General features: G+C 71.7%; 19 protein-coding genes. 11 read left to right on the top strand and 8 right to left on the bottom strand.

The genetic code is table 11. The features are described from left to right. Nucleotides 1-4: 4 nt before the first annotated feature. Nucleotides 5-586, top strand: coding sequence for an HhH-GPD-type base excision DNA repair protein (locus tag ACFY2A_RS06790; RefSeq protein ID WP_387169378.1), 582 nt, complete (start codon nt 5-7; stop codon nt 584-586). A 35-nt stretch (nt 587-621) separates the two neighbouring features. Then, entirely contained in the window at nt 622-1,848 is a 1,227-nt protein-coding gene (locus ACFY2A_RS06795) for a low temperature requirement protein A (protein ID WP_387169380.1), read from the top strand. A 56-nt stretch (nt 1,849-1,904) separates the two neighbouring features. On the opposite strand, the gene ACFY2A_RS06800 is transcribed toward ACFY2A_RS06795, so the two are convergent. Both ACFY2A_RS06800 and ACFY2A_RS06805 read right to left on the bottom strand, forming a co-directional pair. Next, entirely contained in the window at nt 1,905-2,216 is a 312-nt protein-coding gene (locus ACFY2A_RS06800; RefSeq protein WP_363917697.1) for a hypothetical protein, read from the bottom strand. Nucleotides 2,217-2,218: 2 nt separating this feature from the next. Then, complete coding sequence (locus tag ACFY2A_RS06805) at nt 2,219-2,518, bottom strand: hypothetical protein (RefSeq protein WP_232511440.1); 300 nt, start codon at nt 2,516-2,518, stop codon at nt 2,219-2,221. A gap of 111 nt (nt 2,519-2,629) precedes the next feature. On the opposite strand from ACFY2A_RS06805, the gene ACFY2A_RS06810 reads away from it, so the two are divergent. Further along, a complete protein-coding gene (locus ACFY2A_RS06810) occupies nt 2,630-2,992 on the top strand; it encodes a DUF3099 domain-containing protein (RefSeq protein WP_363917314.1) in 363 nt (120 codons plus the stop codon). A gap of 16 nt (nt 2,993-3,008) precedes the next feature. Here the strand turns inward: ACFY2A_RS06810 and ACFY2A_RS06815 are convergent, their stop codons facing one another. Together ACFY2A_RS06815 and ACFY2A_RS06820 are read right to left on the bottom strand one after the other, a co-directional pair. Beyond that, the gene (locus ACFY2A_RS06815) at nt 3,009-3,944 is read right to left on the bottom strand and encodes a carbohydrate kinase family protein (protein ID WP_387169383.1); all 936 of its coding nucleotides are present in this window, start codon (nt 3,942-3,944) and stop codon (nt 3,009-3,011) included. Beyond that, complete coding sequence (locus ACFY2A_RS06820) at nt 3,941-4,876, bottom strand: pseudouridine-5'-phosphate glycosidase (protein WP_387169386.1); 936 nt, start codon at nt 4,874-4,876, stop codon at nt 3,941-3,943. Before ACFY2A_RS06820 ends, ACFY2A_RS06815 begins: the two co-directional genes overlap by 4 nt. An 88-nt stretch (nt 4,877-4,964) precedes the next feature. Here ACFY2A_RS06820 and ACFY2A_RS06825 point away from each other — a divergent pair, with 88 nt between their 5' ends. The 3 genes from ACFY2A_RS06825 (at nt 4,965) to ACFY2A_RS06835 (ending at nt 7,799) form a co-directional block, all read left to right on the top strand. Further along, complete coding sequence (locus ACFY2A_RS06825; RefSeq protein WP_099847002.1) at nt 4,965-5,183, top strand: DUF3039 domain-containing protein; 219 nt, start codon at nt 4,965-4,967, stop codon at nt 5,181-5,183. A gap of 39 nt (nt 5,184-5,222) precedes the next feature. Beyond that, nucleotides 5,223-5,876, top strand: a complete 654-nt coding sequence (locus ACFY2A_RS06830; RefSeq protein ID WP_387169389.1) for a trimeric intracellular cation channel family protein — start codon at nt 5,223-5,225, stop codon at nt 5,874-5,876. A gap of 192 nt (nt 5,877-6,068) precedes the next feature. Continuing rightward, nucleotides 6,069-7,799, top strand: a complete 1,731-nt coding sequence (locus ACFY2A_RS06835; RefSeq protein WP_387169392.1) for a DEAD/DEAH box helicase — start codon at nt 6,069-6,071, stop codon at nt 7,797-7,799. Nucleotides 7,800-8,001: 202 nt separating this feature from the next. Here ACFY2A_RS06835 and ACFY2A_RS06840 read toward each other — a convergent pair whose 3' ends face one another. Continuing rightward, nucleotides 8,002-8,235: a hypothetical protein gene (locus ACFY2A_RS06840; RefSeq protein WP_099846999.1), complete on the bottom strand. Its 234-nt coding sequence runs from the start codon at nt 8,233-8,235 to the stop codon at nt 8,002-8,004. 244 nt (nt 8,236-8,479) lie between these two features. Next, the gene (locus tag ACFY2A_RS06845; protein ID WP_387169395.1) at nt 8,480-10,081 is read right to left on the bottom strand and encodes an RNA polymerase sigma factor; all 1,602 of its coding nucleotides are present in this window, start codon (nt 10,079-10,081) and stop codon (nt 8,480-8,482) included. Between the two features lie 287 nt (nt 10,082-10,368). Between ACFY2A_RS06845 and ACFY2A_RS06850 the strand changes: the two genes are divergently transcribed. Then, complete coding sequence (locus ACFY2A_RS06850) at nt 10,369-11,190, top strand: inositol monophosphatase family protein (protein ID WP_387169398.1); 822 nt, start codon at nt 10,369-10,371, stop codon at nt 11,188-11,190. A 178-nt stretch (nt 11,191-11,368) separates the two neighbouring features. Here ACFY2A_RS06850 and ACFY2A_RS06855 read toward each other — a convergent pair whose 3' ends face one another. Next, nucleotides 11,369-11,884, bottom strand: coding sequence for a LytR C-terminal domain-containing protein (locus tag ACFY2A_RS06855; RefSeq protein WP_363917699.1), 516 nt, complete (start codon nt 11,882-11,884; stop codon nt 11,369-11,371). Between the two features lie 429 nt (nt 11,885-12,313). Here ACFY2A_RS06855 and ACFY2A_RS06860 point away from each other — a divergent pair, with 429 nt between their 5' ends. Together ACFY2A_RS06860 and ACFY2A_RS06865 are read left to right on the top strand one after the other, a co-directional pair. Then, nucleotides 12,314-12,610, top strand: coding sequence for a DUF4193 domain-containing protein (locus ACFY2A_RS06860; RefSeq protein WP_007075406.1), 297 nt, complete (start codon nt 12,314-12,316; stop codon nt 12,608-12,610). A 143-nt stretch (nt 12,611-12,753) separates the two neighbouring features. After that, nucleotides 12,754-13,548: a hypothetical protein gene (locus tag ACFY2A_RS06865; protein ID WP_387169400.1), complete on the top strand. Its 795-nt coding sequence runs from the start codon at nt 12,754-12,756 to the stop codon at nt 13,546-13,548. A 73-nt stretch (nt 13,549-13,621) separates the two neighbouring features. On the opposite strand, the gene ACFY2A_RS06870 is transcribed toward ACFY2A_RS06865, so the two are convergent. Further along, nucleotides 13,622-14,122 carry a DUF3093 domain-containing protein gene (locus tag ACFY2A_RS06870; RefSeq protein WP_387169507.1) on the bottom strand — a complete coding sequence of 167 codons (501 nt, stop codon included), beginning with the start codon at nt 14,120-14,122 and terminating at the stop codon, nt 13,622-13,624. A 77-nt stretch (nt 14,123-14,199) separates the two neighbouring features. Between ACFY2A_RS06870 and dut the strand changes: the two genes are divergently transcribed. Then, the gene (dut, locus tag ACFY2A_RS06875) at nt 14,200-14,730 is read left to right on the top strand and encodes a dUTP diphosphatase (protein ID WP_363917332.1); all 531 of its coding nucleotides are present in this window, start codon (nt 14,200-14,202) and stop codon (nt 14,728-14,730) included. Next, the gene (locus ACFY2A_RS06880) at nt 14,727-15,404 is read left to right on the top strand and encodes a DUF3710 domain-containing protein (protein WP_387169403.1); all 678 of its coding nucleotides are present in this window, start codon (nt 14,727-14,729) and stop codon (nt 15,402-15,404) included. Before dut ends, ACFY2A_RS06880 begins: the two co-directional genes overlap by 4 nt. Nucleotides 15,405-15,413: the final 9 nt, after the last annotated feature.

Genomic DNA, 15,413 nt, shown 5'->3' on the forward strand with positions numbered 1-15,413 from the left:
GGGCATGACGCTCGCACTGCCCATTGACCCGGAGGCGAACCGGCTGCTGGCCCGCGATCCGTTGGCCCTGCTCGTCGGCATGGTGCTCGACCAGCAGGTCTCGATGGAGAAGGCGTTCTCCTCGCCGTACGTGCTGGCCCAGCGGCTCGGACACGACCTGGACGCCCGGGAGTTGGCCGACTTCGATCCGGAGGCCCTGGTGGCCATCTTCGCCGAGCCGCCCGCGCTGCACCGCTTTCCCAAGGCGATGGCGGCCCGTGTACAGGAGGTGTGCCGGGTGCTGGTCGAGCGCTACGACGGCGAAGCCGCCCGGCTCTGGGCGGACCCGGACGACGGCCGCGAGCTGCTCGGGCGGCTCACCGCCCTGCCCGGATTCGGTCGGCAGAAGGCCCAGATCTTCCTCGCGCTGCTCGGTAAGCGGTTCGGGGTCCAGCCGCCGGGTTGGCAGGAGGCGGCCGGCCACTACGGCGATCCCGAGGCCCACCGGTCCGTCGCCGATGTGACCGATGCCGAGTCACTGCGCCTGGTTCGGGAGTACAAACAGCAGATGAAGGCGGCGGCGAAGGCGAGCACGCGCGGAGACTGACCGGACCGCCTCCGACGATGGCAGGGGGGCGACCGATGGCGCAGCGGGGCGGTGCGCTGCTGCGTGGGGGAACCGGATCGTCGCGGGCCACCTTCCTGGAGCTCTTTCTCGACCTGGCCTTCGTCTTCGCGCTGACCCGGGTCTCGGTCCGATACATCGACGAAATCGAGCACGGGCTGACCGTGCTGGGCTTCCTGGAGACCCTGATCCTGTTCCTCGCCCTGTGGCACGTCTGGACGTTGATCACCTGGGTCACCAGCCGGTACGACCCGGACACCCTGACGATCCAGTTCGTCGTGGTCGCGACCATGTTCGGCGGCCTGGTGATGGCCGTCACCCTGCCCCGGGCCTTCGAGGAGCGGGCGCTGGCGTTCGTCGTGGCCTACCTGGTGACGGTGATCGGCCGCCCGCTGCTGATCGCCGCCGTGCTGGGTCGACATCCGCGCCGTACCGTGCCGTGGCGGCTGGCCGCCTGGGCGGCGGTGTCGGGGGTGTTCTGGTTGGCCGGTGCGCTCGGGCCCGCCGGCCTGCGGTTCGGGCTGTGGGTGCTGGCCATCACCATCGACCTGGCCGGTTACCTGCTGGGTTGGCCGGTGCCCGGGCTGGGGCGGGCGCCGGTCTCGGCCTGGCGGATCGCCGGCGAGCACATGGCGGAGCGCTACCAGCAGATCTTTCTCATCGCGCTGGGCGAGACGATCCTGGTCATCGGGATCACCTACAGCGGCGAGGGATTCGGTTGGCTGGCGGCGACGGCCTTCACGGTTGCCTTCCTCACCACCGCGTTGCTCTGGCGGATCTACTTCCACCGAGCCGGTCACCTGCTGGTCGAGGCGCTGCGGATGGCCCGGTCGCCCGGTCGGCTCGGCGCGTCCGCCTCCACCACGCACCTGGTCATGGTGCTCGGCGTGCTGCTCACCGGAGTGGGTTACGAGTTGGTCATCGTGAAGCCGTTCGACCGGGTCGAGCCGGCCTGGCTGATCTTCGTCGTCGGCGGGCCGGTCCTGTTTCTGCTGGGGCGGGCCCGGTTCGAGTACGAGATCTTCGCCCGGGTCTCCCGCCGACGGGTGCTGACGGTGCTGGCGTTGGTCGGGTCCGCTCCGCTGCTCCTGCTCGGAACGCCGATGCTTGCGCTGTCGGTGGTCGCCGGTGGGTTGGCCATGATGGCCCTCGTGGACGGGTTGCACGCCCGTCACCAGCCCACTGAACCGCCGGCATCGCCGTTGGACCGCGCGGACCCCGGTCAGAGCGGCTTCCCGACCTGACGCGCGTCACGGCCGCCGCGAGGGGCCCGCTCGTGGACCGCCGGACGGCGATCCCGTCAGGCGGCGCTCGGATGGGCGAGGGACGCGATGGCCCGCCGGACGTCGGCCAGCGAGACGGTCGCCGAGTCGTCCAGGTCGGCCAGGCCCGCCTCGATCCACTGCCGCATCAGCGTCGTCACGCCGATGCCCCGGGCGTCCGCGGCGGCCCGGACCCGTTCGTACGTCTCCAGCGGCAGCCGGACCGACCGGCTGACCATCGGAGTCTCGGTGTCGGGGGTGGGCAGCCCCACCGCCTGGCTCTCGTCGATCAGATCGGCGATCCGGTCGCCGCCGCCGTGGAACTGCTTGATCGCGTCGTGACGGTCCATCGTCACCGCCTCCTCGTCTCCGGAGAATTCCGTACGGCCTCGTCGTAGCGTTTGGCCTCGACGTCGCTCAACTCGCGGGCGGAGAGGACGTCCCAGTCGTTGTCGGCGCCGTCGGTCTCGGCGAGCAGCACGGCCACCCGGCGTCCGCGGGCGGTCGGGGCGTAGACCACCATCACGTCGTCGCCGAGGTGGCGGATCACCCGCCGGCCGCTGTGCAGCGCCTCCCAGACTTCCCCCGGCGTGACGTCGTAGACCCGCAGATTGGCCAGCGCCTCGTCGGTGAAGCTGAACCTGCTGCCCACGCGGCCGAGCGTACCACGCGCGTAACACGAATTTCGGAGGCGACGAACCTCGTCGCTCGCCCGGTCCGGGTGACAGGATGGAGTGCGACCCCTCCGGAGGAGGTACCACGGGTGAAGCGTCAGGCGTACCAGCCGATCCTCATCACCGACGCCTCCCGCAGCCAGGATGATCAACTGACCAGCCGGCAGCGGCGTTACGTCGTGATGATGGGTGTCCGCGTCGCCTGCGTGATCGTCGGCGCGATCCTGGTCGGCGTCCGGGCACCACTGCTCTGGCTCTGGCTGCCCCTGGTCGCGCTGGGCATGGTGCTCATCCCGTGGCTCGCGGTACTGCTGGCCAACGACCGGCCGCCCAAGGAGCGCCACCGCCTCGCCAACCGCTTCTCCTCGCGGTCGGCCACCGAGGCGGCGCCGCCCCCGATGAGCCTCGCCGCCGAGGAGCGGCCACACAAGATCATCGACGCCGAGCCCTGACCCGCCCGGGGACGGCTCAACGGGCCGGTCGGGCACCGACCTGCGCCACCGCTGCGGCACCGAGATCGGCGGCCCGGGCCAGAGCGGCATCGGGCGTCGCCCCGGCCAGCCAGGCGCCCAGCAGGCCCGCCGCGAAGGCGTCACCCGCCCCGGTCACGTCCCGCACCGCCACCCGACGCGCGGAAGAGGTGACGACGGTGTGGTCCCGGTCGACCCAGACCGCGCCGGCACCGCCGCGCTTGACCACCACCCGGCGGGCCACGGCGACCAGGGCCCGTCCCTGTGCCGCCGGTTCCACCCCACCAGCCAGCACGGTGGCCTCGTCGACGTTCACCAGCAGCAGGTCGACCTCGCGTATCCAGTCCAGAAAGGCCGCCGTCCCGGCTGCCCGCAGCGGTGCCGCGGAGGCCGCGTCGACACTTGTGGTGAGGCCGCGCTCGCGAGCGCCGGTCAGCGCCCGCAGCCCGGCCGGTCGGGAGTCCGCGTCCAGCAGGGCGTACCCGGACAGGTGCAGATGGCTGGCGTCCGGCGCACCGGCCAGCGCCGCGTCCACGTGGTCGGGACGCAGCCGTACGTTCGCTCCGCGCTCGGTGATCATCGTGCGTTCGTCGCCGGCCGTCAGCACGATCACCGTGCCGGTGGCGGCCCCGGCGATCCGCTGCACCGCGCAGTCGACCCCGGCGTCGGTCAACTCCGCCACCCGGTCGCGGCCGGCGCCATCGTCGCCGACCGCGCCCACCAGGGTCACCGGTACCCCCTGGGCGGCCAGCCAGGACGCGGTGTTGGCCGCCTGCCCGCCCCCGGTGGACCTGATCACCGCCGGGGTGTCGGAGCCGGGTGCCAACGGGCCGGAGAGCACCGCCACCACGTCCGTGACCACGTCGCCGACGACCAGGACGCGGCCGGTGTCGCCGCGACCCACCCCGCCCGACCCGCCGCTGCGCCCGGTCACGCCGACGCGTCGGCCCGGCGCTGGGCGGCGGCGACCGCGATCCGGGCGGCCAGGTCGGCGTTGCGCAGGATGATCCGGACGTTGACCGCCAGGCTGGCACCCTGCGTCGCGGAGTGGAAGTGGGCCAGCAGGTACGGCGTGACGGCCTTGCCGGTCACCCCGTCGCGCTCCAGCAGGGCGAGACCCTCGGTGAGCGTACGGTCGTGCAGGTCCGGGTCGAGCTGCTCGTCGGTGGGCAGCGGGTTGGCGACGATCAGCCCGCTGTGGTGTGCACGGTGCTGCTCGCGGGCGGCCAGCACGTCGGCGATCAGCTCGGGGGAGTCGACCGACCAGTCCAGGTCGAAGCCGCTGTCGGTGATGAAGAAACCCGGAAACCGGCGGGTCCGGTAGCCCACCACGGCCACCCCCAGGGTCTCCAGTCGCTCCAGGGTGGCGCCCACGTCGAGGATCGACTTCACCCCGGCACAGACCACCGCGATCGGCGTACGCGCCAGGGTGACCAGGTCGGCGGACTCGTCGAAGGTCTGCGCTGCCTCACGGTGCACCCCGCCCAGCCCGCCGGTGGCGAACACCCCGATGCCCGCCGCGGCCGCCACGGCACTGGTCGCGGCCACGGTGGTCGCACCGTCCGCGCCGGTTGCGGCGGCCACCGCGAGATCGCGTACGGAGAGTTTGGTCACCCCGTCGGCGGTGGCCAGCCGGGTCAGCTCGGCGTCGTCGAGTCCGACCACGAGTTCGCCGGCGATCATGCCGATGGTGGCCGGCACCGCTCCGGCGTCCCGGACGGCCTGTTCGATCTGCCGGGCCACCCGGAGATTGTCCGGCCGGGGCAGGCCGTGCGAGACGATGGTGCTCTCCAGAGCGACCACGGGCCCCTGCTCGCGCAGTGCCCGGGCCACCTCGGTGCCGTAGCGAAGATGAAAGTCGGTCACAATCGCTCACCGTACGCCCGCCACACCGGTCACCTCAGGTGGACCGGGTGAGGGTGACCTGCCAGACTTGTCGGTTGGAGGTGCAGACGTGAATACACAGGTCCTCGAACGTCCCGAGCTCAAGGACGCCGACACCGGTCCGGAAATGTTCCACTACGTCCGGAAGGAAAAGATCGCCGAAAGTGCCGTCATGGGCACCTTTGTCGTGGCGCTGTGCGGGGAAAAATTTCCGGTGACGAAGACGCCCAAACCGGGTTCGCCGGTCTGCCCGAAGTGCAAGGAGATCTACGACTCGTACCGCGAGTGACGCCCTCGGCCCGCGCGGCGGGCCGCGTAACCTGCGGCGGTGACCACCTCCACCGCCCTGCTCCTGGCTGACCTGGCCGGAGTCGCGGTCTTCGCCGCCTCGGGCGCCTCCGCGGCGGTGGCCAAACGGCTCGACCTCTTCGGCGTGGTCTTCGTCGGCTTCGTCGCCTCCCTCGGCGGCGGAATCGTGCGGGACCTGGTCATCGACGAGGTCCCACCGCTGGCCTTCGCCGACTGGCGCTACGCGGGCACCGCCGCCGTCACCGCCGGGTCGATCTTCTGGCTGCATCCGCAGTTCGCCCGGCTGCGCACCACCGTCCTGGTGCTGGACGCGGCCGGGCTCGGCCTGTTCACCGTCGCCGGCACCCTCAAGGCCCTCGACGCCCAGGTCCCGGCGGTCGGCGCCTGCCTGATCGGCATGATCACCGCGATCGGTGGCGGACTCGTCCGCGACCTGCTGACCGGCGAGATCCCGGTGGTACTGCGGCGGGAGATCTACGCCGTCGCGTCGCTCGTCGGTTCGATCGTGGTGGTGCTCCTGTACGGCCTCGGCCACACCGGGCCGATCCCGCTCACCGCCGCCGTCGTGCTGGTCTTCGGCGTACGCCTGGTGGCCCTGCGTCGGCGCTGGTCGGCGCCGGTGGCGACGTTGCGACCGCCGCGCACCGGCCTGCCGGGGCCGCCAACGGAGTGAGCACTCAGTGGCGCACGGCACCCGGTGACCGGTGTGGCGTCGCATGGGCAGCCCGGCGGCTGCTGGTTATGCTGAGTCGGCCTTCGCGGCTCGGCTGCGCGGAGGCATTTTCGTGGGGCGACCGCCGTGCCCCTCGGCCCGGGTCCGCCGGCCTGCGGCCGGGACATCCTGTGGCCGGAGAGGAGCGAACGCGTGGCAGTCCGGACGCCGGCGCTCGAGACGTTCCCGCCCCTGCGCGCCTGGCAGCGCAAGGCTCTGGTGGAGTACCTGCGCCGTCGGGCTGAGGACTTCACCGCGGTCGCCACCCCGGGGGCCGGAAAGACCACCTTCGCCCTGCGGATCGCCGCCGAACTGCTCGCCGACGGCAGCGTCGAGGCGGTCACCGTGGTCGCGCCGACCGAGCACCTGAAGACGCAGTGGGCGGAGGCGGCGGCCCGGGTGGGCATCCAACTCGACGCCGCGTTCCGCAACGCCGACCTGCACTCCTCGGCGGACTTCCACGGCGCCGTGGTCACCTACGCACAGGTCGGGATGGCACCACAGGTGCACCGGCGGCGCACCATGACCCGACGGACCCTGGTGATCCTCGACGAGATCCACCACGCCGGTGACTCGCGTACCTGGGGTGACGGGGTGAAGGCGGCCTTCGAGCCCGCGGTGCGCCGACTGATGCTGACCGGTACCCCGTTCCGGTCCGACGACAACCCCATCCCGTTCGTCGGCTACGAGCGGGGCGGCGACGGCCTGCTACGCTCCCGGGCCGACTCGGTTTACGGCTACAGCGACGCACTGCGCGACGGCGTGGTGCGGCCGGTGCTGTTCCTGGCGTACTCGGGGGAGACCCGGTGGCGGACCAACGCCGGTGAGGAACTGGCGGCCCGGCTGGGCGAGCCGATGACGCAGGATCTCATCGCCCAGGCGTGGCGTACCGCCCTGGACCCGGCCGGTGACTGGATGCCCCAGGTGCTGCGGGCGGCCGATGCCCGGCTGACCGTGCTGCGGGAGGCGGGCATGCCCGATGCGGGGGGCCTCGTCATCGCCAGCGACCAGCAGGCCGCCCGCTCGTACGCCAAGCTCATCGAGCAGGTCACCGGGGAGCGGGCGGCCGTCGTACTCTCCGACGACGTGGGCGCTTCGGCGCGGATCGCGACGTTCGCGGCGTCCGAACAACGGTGGCTGGTCGCGGTGCGAATGGTGTCCGAAGGCGTCGACATCCCTCGGCTGGCCGTCGGCGTGTACGCGACAAGTGCCAGCACCCCGCTGTACTTCGCGCAGGCGATCGGACGTTTCGTCCGGGCCCGGCGCCCGGGGGAGACCGCGTCGGTCTTCCTGCCCAGCGTGCCGCACCTGCTCGGGCTGGCCAGCGAGATGGAGGCCGAGCGGGACCACGTGCTCGGCAAACCCAAGGACCGCGAGGGCTTCGACGACGAACTGCTGGACCGGGCCCAGCGCGATGAGCAGGCCAGCGGTGAACTGGAAAAGCGTTTCGCCGCGCTGTCCGCCACCGCCGAGCTCGATCAGGTGATCTTCGACGGCGCCTCGTTCGGCACGGCGGCCCAGGCCGGCACCCCCGAGGAGGAGGAGTACCTGGGCCTGCCCGGGCTGCTCACCTCGGATCAGGTGGCGTCGTTGCTCGCCAAGCGGCAGGCCGATCAGCTCGCCGCCCAGCGACGTCGGGCGACCGAGCGGAGGACGGAATCCGCGGCGCCCGCGTCCGCTCCGCCGGCACCGATGAGCGCCGCCCAGCGTCGGGTGGCACTGCGTCGCCAGCTCAACGCCCTGGTCGCGGCCCAGCACCACCGCACCGGCCAGCCCCACGGCAAGATCCACGCCGAGCTGCGCCGCATCTGCGGCGGCCCACCCAGCGCCCAGGCCACCATCGAGCAACTCGAAGAACGCATAGCCACCGTCCAAACCCTCTAACCCACCCCACCCACCCACCCCACCCACCCCGGGGGTTGATCAAGAAGTTTTGGTCACCGCCGCGCGTTTTCTCGACGCAAACTTCTTGATCAACGCGGGTGGGTGGGGGTTGGTGGGGTGGGGGTGGTGCGGGTGTGCGAAAAGCCGGCCGGAGACATCCTGTGGATGTCTCCGGCCGGCTTATGTCGGGTTTGCTGAGCCCTCAGTTGGCCATCAGGTCAGCGCCGCGCCAGGTGAACTCCGGGTCCGTCGCGTACCGTACGGTGATCTTGACGAGATCCTCGGCGTACTTGTTGGCGTGGTGCCCACAGAACACCAGCTCGCTGCCACCCGACAGGGTGATCCGGAGCTTGCCAGCAGCATTGCAGCGGTCGCACCGTTCATCGGCGGCCGGGGGGCTCACCGTCTCGGGCGGCGGCGTGAGGGTCGGGGTCATCGCCTTCCTCCTCTGGTCGTCACCGATGAACACTCTCTTCGGTCTTGGTCACCTATCGTGCAACATCCTTGCCGGGCCTCGCCTTCCCTGTGTGCCCGCGGGGGACCGAGGTCACACCTGGCACGGACAGTGTGCCGTGCACCCAGGGTGCCACGTCAACGATCACATTCGTGCAACCACCTGATCACCATCCGACGTTGTACGCCAAGTGGTCAAAACGGCACGATCGGTTGACTGATGCTGATCAGTCGAGGTAGTCGCGGAGAACCTGGGAACGGGAAGGGTGCCGAAGCTTGGACATCGTCTTGGACTCGATCTGCCGGATCCGCTCGCGGGTCACTCCGTAGACCTGACCGATCTCGTCCAGGGTACGCGGCTGGCCGTCGGTGAGCCCGAACCGGAGACGCACCACACCCGCCTCACGCTCGGACAACGTCTGCAGCACCTGCTGGAGTTGGTCCTGAAGCAGAGAGAACGAGACCGCGTCGACGGCGACCACCGCCTCCGAGTCCTCGATGAAGTCACCGAGCTGACTGTCGCCCTCGTCACCGATGGTCTGGTCGAGCGAGATGGGCTCCCGGGCGTACTGCTGGATCTCCAGCACCTTCTCCGGTGTGATGTCCATCTCCTTGGCCAACTCCTCCGGCGTGGGCTCGCGGCCCAGATCCTGGAGCAGCTCGCGCTGGATCCGACCCAGCTTGTTGATCACCTCGACCATGTGGACGGGGATGCGGATGGTGCGGGCCTGGTCGGCCATGGCGCGGGTGATGGCCTGTCGGATCCACCAGGTGGCGTAGGTGGAGAACTTGTAGCCCTTGGTGTAGTCGAACTTCTCGACGGCGCGGATGAGGCCGAGGTTGCCTTCCTGGATGAGGTCGAGGAAGGCCATGCCCCGGCCGGTGTACCGCTTGGCCAGCGAAACGACCAGGCGGAGGTTCGCCTCCAGCAGGTGGTTCTTGGCCCGCTCGCCGTCCCGGGAGATCCACAGCAGGTCGCGCTGCATGTCCCGGACGAGCTTCTCCTCGCCGTCGTCGGCGGCCCGCAGACGCTCCGCGGCGTAGAGCCCGGCCTCGATCCGCTTGGCCAGCTCCACCTCCTGCTCGGCGTTCAGCAGCGGAACCTTGCCGATCTGCTTGAGGTACGCCCGGACCGAGTCCGCCGAGGCGGTCAGCTCGGCGTCCCGACGCGCCTGCTTGAGCGCCTCGGACTCCTCGTCGTCCCACTCGAAGTCGTTGTCGGTGGCGGAGTTCGCCGCGTCGGTCGCGGCGGCCTGGGCCAGCTCCGCCGGCTCCTCGACCACGACGTCCTCGATCTCGGCGGCGAGTTCCTCGGGATTGACCTCGCCCTCGGCGGCCTCGCCCTCGGCGCCCTTGGCCGGTTTCGCCGCGCCCGCCGCAGCGGCCACGGTGGCCTTGGTGGCCCGGGTGGACTTCTTGGCCGGCGCGGCGGCCTTGGCGGCCACTCCCGCGGTGGTGCCGGCGGCCTTGCGCGAGGTCGCCTTCCGCGGTGCCGGCGCCGGTGCCTCCTCGGCCGCAGGTGCCTGCTTCGGGGCGGGCGCGGCCGCCTTCTTGGTGGTCTTGGCGGTGGTGGCTCGGGACGCGGGGGTGGCGGACCGGGCGGCGGCGACCCGTCGGCGGGTGCTGGCCGAGCCGTCGACCACGACGGTCACCCCGGCCTCGGAGAGCGCCCGCAGGATCTTCTTGGCCTGGGCCGGAGTCACCTCGGCGGACTCGACGGTGCGCGCGAGCTGGGCCGACGTGAGCTGGCCGCCAGCGCTCTGCGCGTGGGCGATCAAGGTGTCGGTGAGCGAGCGAACGTCGGCGCCGGTCTGGCGGGGTTCTGTCACGAATGACCTTCCGGAGGCGAAGAGCGAGCACGGCCGGGTTCGTCCGACGCAGCGTGGGGCACCGCGCCGGGCGATGTGGTTGAGGAACCCCCGTGTCCCGGGCCGGCCGGTTGTCGGGCGGTCCGTGGCGCGTGGGCAGGGGTGAATTGTAACGCCGTCTGCGGCGATCATCCTGCGCCGCACGGCTGATCGGCGGTCGGGACCGCCGATTCGGTGCGCTTTTGGACTTTGTAAGGATGATACCCGCGCGGAAGCCGGATACCTGGCCGTGCGGGAAGGGGACGGACATGGAGCGCTCGGCGCCACCGCCACCGCAGCTGCTGGAGATCGCGATCGAGGTGGCCCGGGGCGCGGCGGCCACCGCGTACCGGATGCGCACCGAGGGCGTCTCGGTCGCGGCGACCAAGAGCACCGTCACCGACGTGGTGACCGCGGCCGACCGGGCCGTGGAGCGCCAGATCACCGCCGAGCTGCGCCGGCTGCGGCCGGACGACGCCGTGCTGGGCGAGGAGTACGGCGCCGCGATGCGTGGCGACGGCCCCCGGCCCCGGGTGCGGTGGATCGTCGACCCGATCGACGGCACCGTCAACTACCTGTACGGCCTGACGCACTGTGGCGTGTCGATCGCCGCGGAGGTGGACGGCGAGGTAGTGGCGGGTGTGGTGCGCAACATCCACACCGGCGAGGAGTGGACCGCTACCGTCGGCGGGGGAGCCTGGCGCGAGGGTCGACGGTTGCACTGCTCCACCGAGACCGATCTCGGTCAGGCGCTGGTGGTCACCGGCTTCGGCTACGACGCCGCCCGCCGGGTCCACCAGGCCCGGGTGCTGGCCGAACTGATCCCGCACGTACGCGACATCCGCCGCCTCGGCGCCGCCGCCGTCGATCTCTGCCTGGTCGCCGAGGGGCGGGCCGATGCCTTCTATGAGAAGGGCCTGGCCGTCTGGGACCAGGCCGCCGGTGCGCTGGTGGCCACCGAGGCCGGCCTGCGCGTCGGCGGGCTCAAGGGGCTGGCCCCCGGGCCGGAGATGGTCATCGCCGCGCCGCCGACACTGTTCGACGCGCTGCACGAGCACCTGGCCGCGTTGGACGCCTCCGGCGGCCCCTGACGCCGCCTGGTGCCCGGTCAGCAGCCGGAGCGGGAGGGGCGCGACGCTGGCTACCGTCGTTGGCCGTCAGGCGCCGCAGCGGCGCGCTGGCTGCCGTCGACGGACGCCGCCGGCGTCTGTCCGGAGCCGCAGCATCGGTGCCCCGGAGGTCCACTGCCGGCCGACAGCGGGCCGACGGTCAGTTGTCGACCGGCATCGGGCAGGAACCGGGCGGGGCGACCGGGGCGCCGAGGTCGCCAAGCGACTGGTTGACCTCGGTGATGGTGGCCAACTGCTGGAAGTTGGCGCCCAGGACCACGTCGACGATGTCGTCCTCGCGCTTGGGGTTGTACTCCAGCTCGGCGTCGCCGAGGAAGTACGCCCGCAGCAGGTGCGCCGAGCCGACCCCCTTCGGGCCGTAACGCAGGACCGCCACGTCGTCGATCTTCTTCTTCTGGGTGGCTTCCTTCTGCACCTGGAAGTCGCGGTTGCGGAAGTCGCCCCCGACGTCGGCGGCCAGGCCGGGGCGATCCGTGCCGTTGAGCACGTTGATCTTGACATCCTTGTGGTCGCGCAGGGTGACGTCGGCGCGTGGCCAGTCGTCCGGACAGCCCTCGCCGGCACCGGCGTTACTCTGGGTGTCCCTGACCAGGGCCACGACCACGAAGACCAGGGCGACCACCGCCAGCATGCCGACGACAACGAGTGCTCGCACTCGCGCAAAGCTCATCAGGGCACTCCCGGGCATCGGTGGGTGGCAGCGGCCGGCGATCGGGCCGTTCCGTCGGCCGTCGGGTACGCCGCTGAGGTTAACGGGTGTCCGACCGTCGCGTGGAAACAGTCCGACATGCCGGCGCGCCACCGGAGAACGGGGTAGTACTACCCCTATCTTCGTGTCGCCTGAGTCACATTGGGAACAACTTCCCGTGCAGGGGCGTACATCTCAGCCACGAGGGCGGTATACATGCCTCGCCCAAAGGGGGGGTAGGGTTCCGCGCTCGCCGGGGAGATCCTCTGGCGGTCTGGTCCGAGCGGTCGTCGGGTCAGGTGGCCGACACTAGCGGTGGCCGGCCAGCGGAACCGAAACAGCGTCGTCCGGCGTTACAACCGGAAGCGACAACATCGAAATGGGAGAGTGAAACCGATGGCCACCGACTACGACGCCCCGCGCCGCGACGAGGTCGATCTCGGCGAGGACAGCCTGGAAGAGCTCAAGGCCCGGCGCGTCGACTCGCAGTCGGGCGCCGTGGACGTCGACGAGGCAGAAGTGGCTGAGAGCTTCGAGTTGCCCGGCGCCGACCTTGCCGACGAGGAACTGACGGTCAAGGTGCTACCGATGCAGCAGGACGAGTTCCGCTGCGCCCGTTGCTTCCTGGTGCACCACCGTAGCCAGCTGGCGGTGGAACGCAACGGCGAGCTGATCTGCCGAGAGTGCGTCTGACCGCAGGGCGACGACCACGACCACGGCGGCGACTCCCGAGTGGAGTCGCCGCCGCCCGGCTCGGCGAGCGCCACGCCACACAACCTGGTTGACTCGGTAGCCATGAGCGAGCGAATCGGCCGGCTCGGCGCCTTGGTGCGGTCATGAGCGAGCACACCGGGCGTGCCGAGGATCCGGACGAGCTGGGGAAGACCGTCGCGGCGCTGACCGCCGACGACATCGAGCCGGCGAAACGACGTCAGCTGCTCACCCGGCTGGTCGGGCAGGCTCGGGCCCGGGGGATCGGCGAGCTGTTCAAGCCGAGGGCCGCGCTGCGCTGGATGGTGGACACGGTCGCGGAGATCGCCCCACACGTGCCGATCCGGGATCTGGCCACCCTGCGTCGGCACTTTCCCGGGCTGACCGACGAGGAACTGGCCGACCGGCTGGTCCGCAACGCGTCCCGGGCGACGGCGGGGGTCGGCGCTGCCGGCGGCGGAGCCTCGGCGGTGCAGTGGACGGTGACCCCGACCCTGCTGTCCGCCCCGGTACTGCTCGCCGCCGAGACGGTCGCGGTGGTGGCGGTGGAACTGAAGCTGACCGGCGAGCTGCACGAGGTCTACGGCGTACCGCTGCCGGCCGGCGGCACCGAACGGACGATCGCGTTGGTGCAGTCCTGGGCCAGCCAGCGCGGTGTCAACCCGATGGTGCCCGGCGTCGGCGTGGGCGCCGTGCTGGGCACGGCCGCCCGGAACGAGCTGCGGGACACCCTGCTCAAGCGGTTCGGCCGCAACCTCACCACGCTGGGCCCCTTCCTGACCGGAGCCGCGGTGGCGAGCTACCTGAACCGGCGGGCCACCCGGACGTTGGCCGACCAGCTCCGCGCCGACCTCCGCCGGCAGCGCCGCAGCCTGCCCGGCGTGCCGCCCGCTCCACCCGCCCTGCCCGGCCCGTCCTGACCGCCGGCCGGGGCGCTGGCAGCGGGGGCCCGGCGGTGAACGCCGCAGCGCCGATGACCGGCGACGGATCGGATCAGCGTGCCGCGTCCCGCGCGGCCAGCAGGGCTTCGGCCAGCTCGACCGGGTGTCGGGAACTGACCACCCAGAACGGCGTGGGGTCGGCCGGATCGTCCAGGACAACCTGGACGGCACCGGGGATCCACGGGCGCTGGACGACGAACGCCAACGGATCGGCGCCGACACCGAGCACCTCACGCCGACCCTCGGCGTCCAGCGCGATGGCGTCGGCGACGAACCGGACGGGCAGCCGGGCGTCGTCGACCCGCAGCTCTCCGTCGACCACCGCGACCCGGATCCTTCCCAGCCACGCCAGCCCGGCGACGACGGCCGGCAGCAGCACCGCGAACGGCACCCAGGCGCGTGCACCGCCCGCCCCCATCCACACCTCCACGGCGAGCAGGGCGGCGGCCGCGAGCCCGGCGAGCCACAACCACCAGGGCAGCCGCAGGCGCTCGGCGTACGCCGGGGGCGCCGAGACGGACGAAGGTGACGGTGACTGACTCACTCGTGCCAGGGTACGGCGCGGCGACCCCCGGGTACCGGGCAGGATGACAGGGTCACCCCCAGCGGAACGGACGAAAGAGGGACATCGTGACCGACGTGGTGCCCGTGCCGGTCCGGCGGCTCGATCCCGAGCTGCCGATGCCGGCGTACGCCCATCCCGGTGACGCCGGTGCCGACCTGGTGGCGGCCGCCGACGTGGAGCTGCCCCCCGGCGGTCGGGCGCTGGTGCCGACCGGCGTGGCGATCGCCCTGCCCGAGGGATACGTGGGCCTGGTCCATCCCCGATCGGGGCTCGCCGCCAGACTCGGCGTGACGGTGCTCAACGCGCCCGGTACGGTCGACGCCGGCTACCGGGGTGAGATCCTGGTCAACCTGATCAACCATGATCGGGCGGCGTCGGTGAAGATCTCCCGGGGCGACCGGATCGCGCAGCTGGTTGTGCAGCGGGTGGAACGGGCGATCTTCCAGCCGGTGGCCGAGCTACCCGCGTCCGGACGCGGGACCGGTGGACACGGCTCCACCGGCGGGCACGCCGGGCTGGTACCGCCGCCGGCCACGGACGGCGCGAACGGAATAGATGGCACCGTGAGTGCGAACAGCGGAGGTTGGACGCAGTGATCTTCTCCCGAAAGCGGGCCGCGGGACGGCACGCCCTTGACGAGCGGGCCACCAACGTGCCCGAGACCGCCGAGGACGCCCCGGCGGAGCCGGCGCGCGGGCCGTACGACGTCACCGAGGCGCCGGACGGGGTGCAGCGGCTCGATCTGGGCAGCCTGCAGATCCCGGCGGTGCCCGAGGTCGAGGTGCGGGTGCAGGCCGACCAGCAGGGGGTGGTCCAGCAGGTCGTGCTGGTGTACGGCCAGAGCGCCCTGCAACTCGGTGTCTTCGCCGCCCCGCGGTCCGAGGGGATCTGGGACGAGGTTCGTGAGGAGATCCGCCAGTCGCTGTTCGCCGACGGCGCCGCCGCGCAGGAGGTCATCGGTGAGTACGGCACGGAGCTGCACGCCCGGGTACGCACCGAGGACGGCCTGACCGATCTGCGCTTCGTCGGCGTCGACGGACCGCGCTGGATGGTCCGCGCCGTCTACCAGGGCGCTGCGGCCACCGATCCGGCCGCCGCCGGTCCGCTGGCCAGTTGTTTGGACGGGCTGGTCGTCGACCGGGGGGTGGAGGCCAAACCGGTACGTGAGCCGCTGCCGCTGCGGTTGCCACGCGAGGCGGGTGAGCAGGCCGCGGCGGCGGACGCCGCCACCGGGCCGGCCGACGCCGCGTCGGCGCCCGGAGGCCGCTGAGCGCTTCTC

Origin of the sequence: Micromonospora sp. NPDC000442 (genome assembly GCF_042898635.1) — a bacterium.
In the GTDB taxonomy this organism is placed as follows: Bacteria; Actinomycetota; Actinomycetes; order Mycobacteriales; family Micromonosporaceae; genus Micromonospora.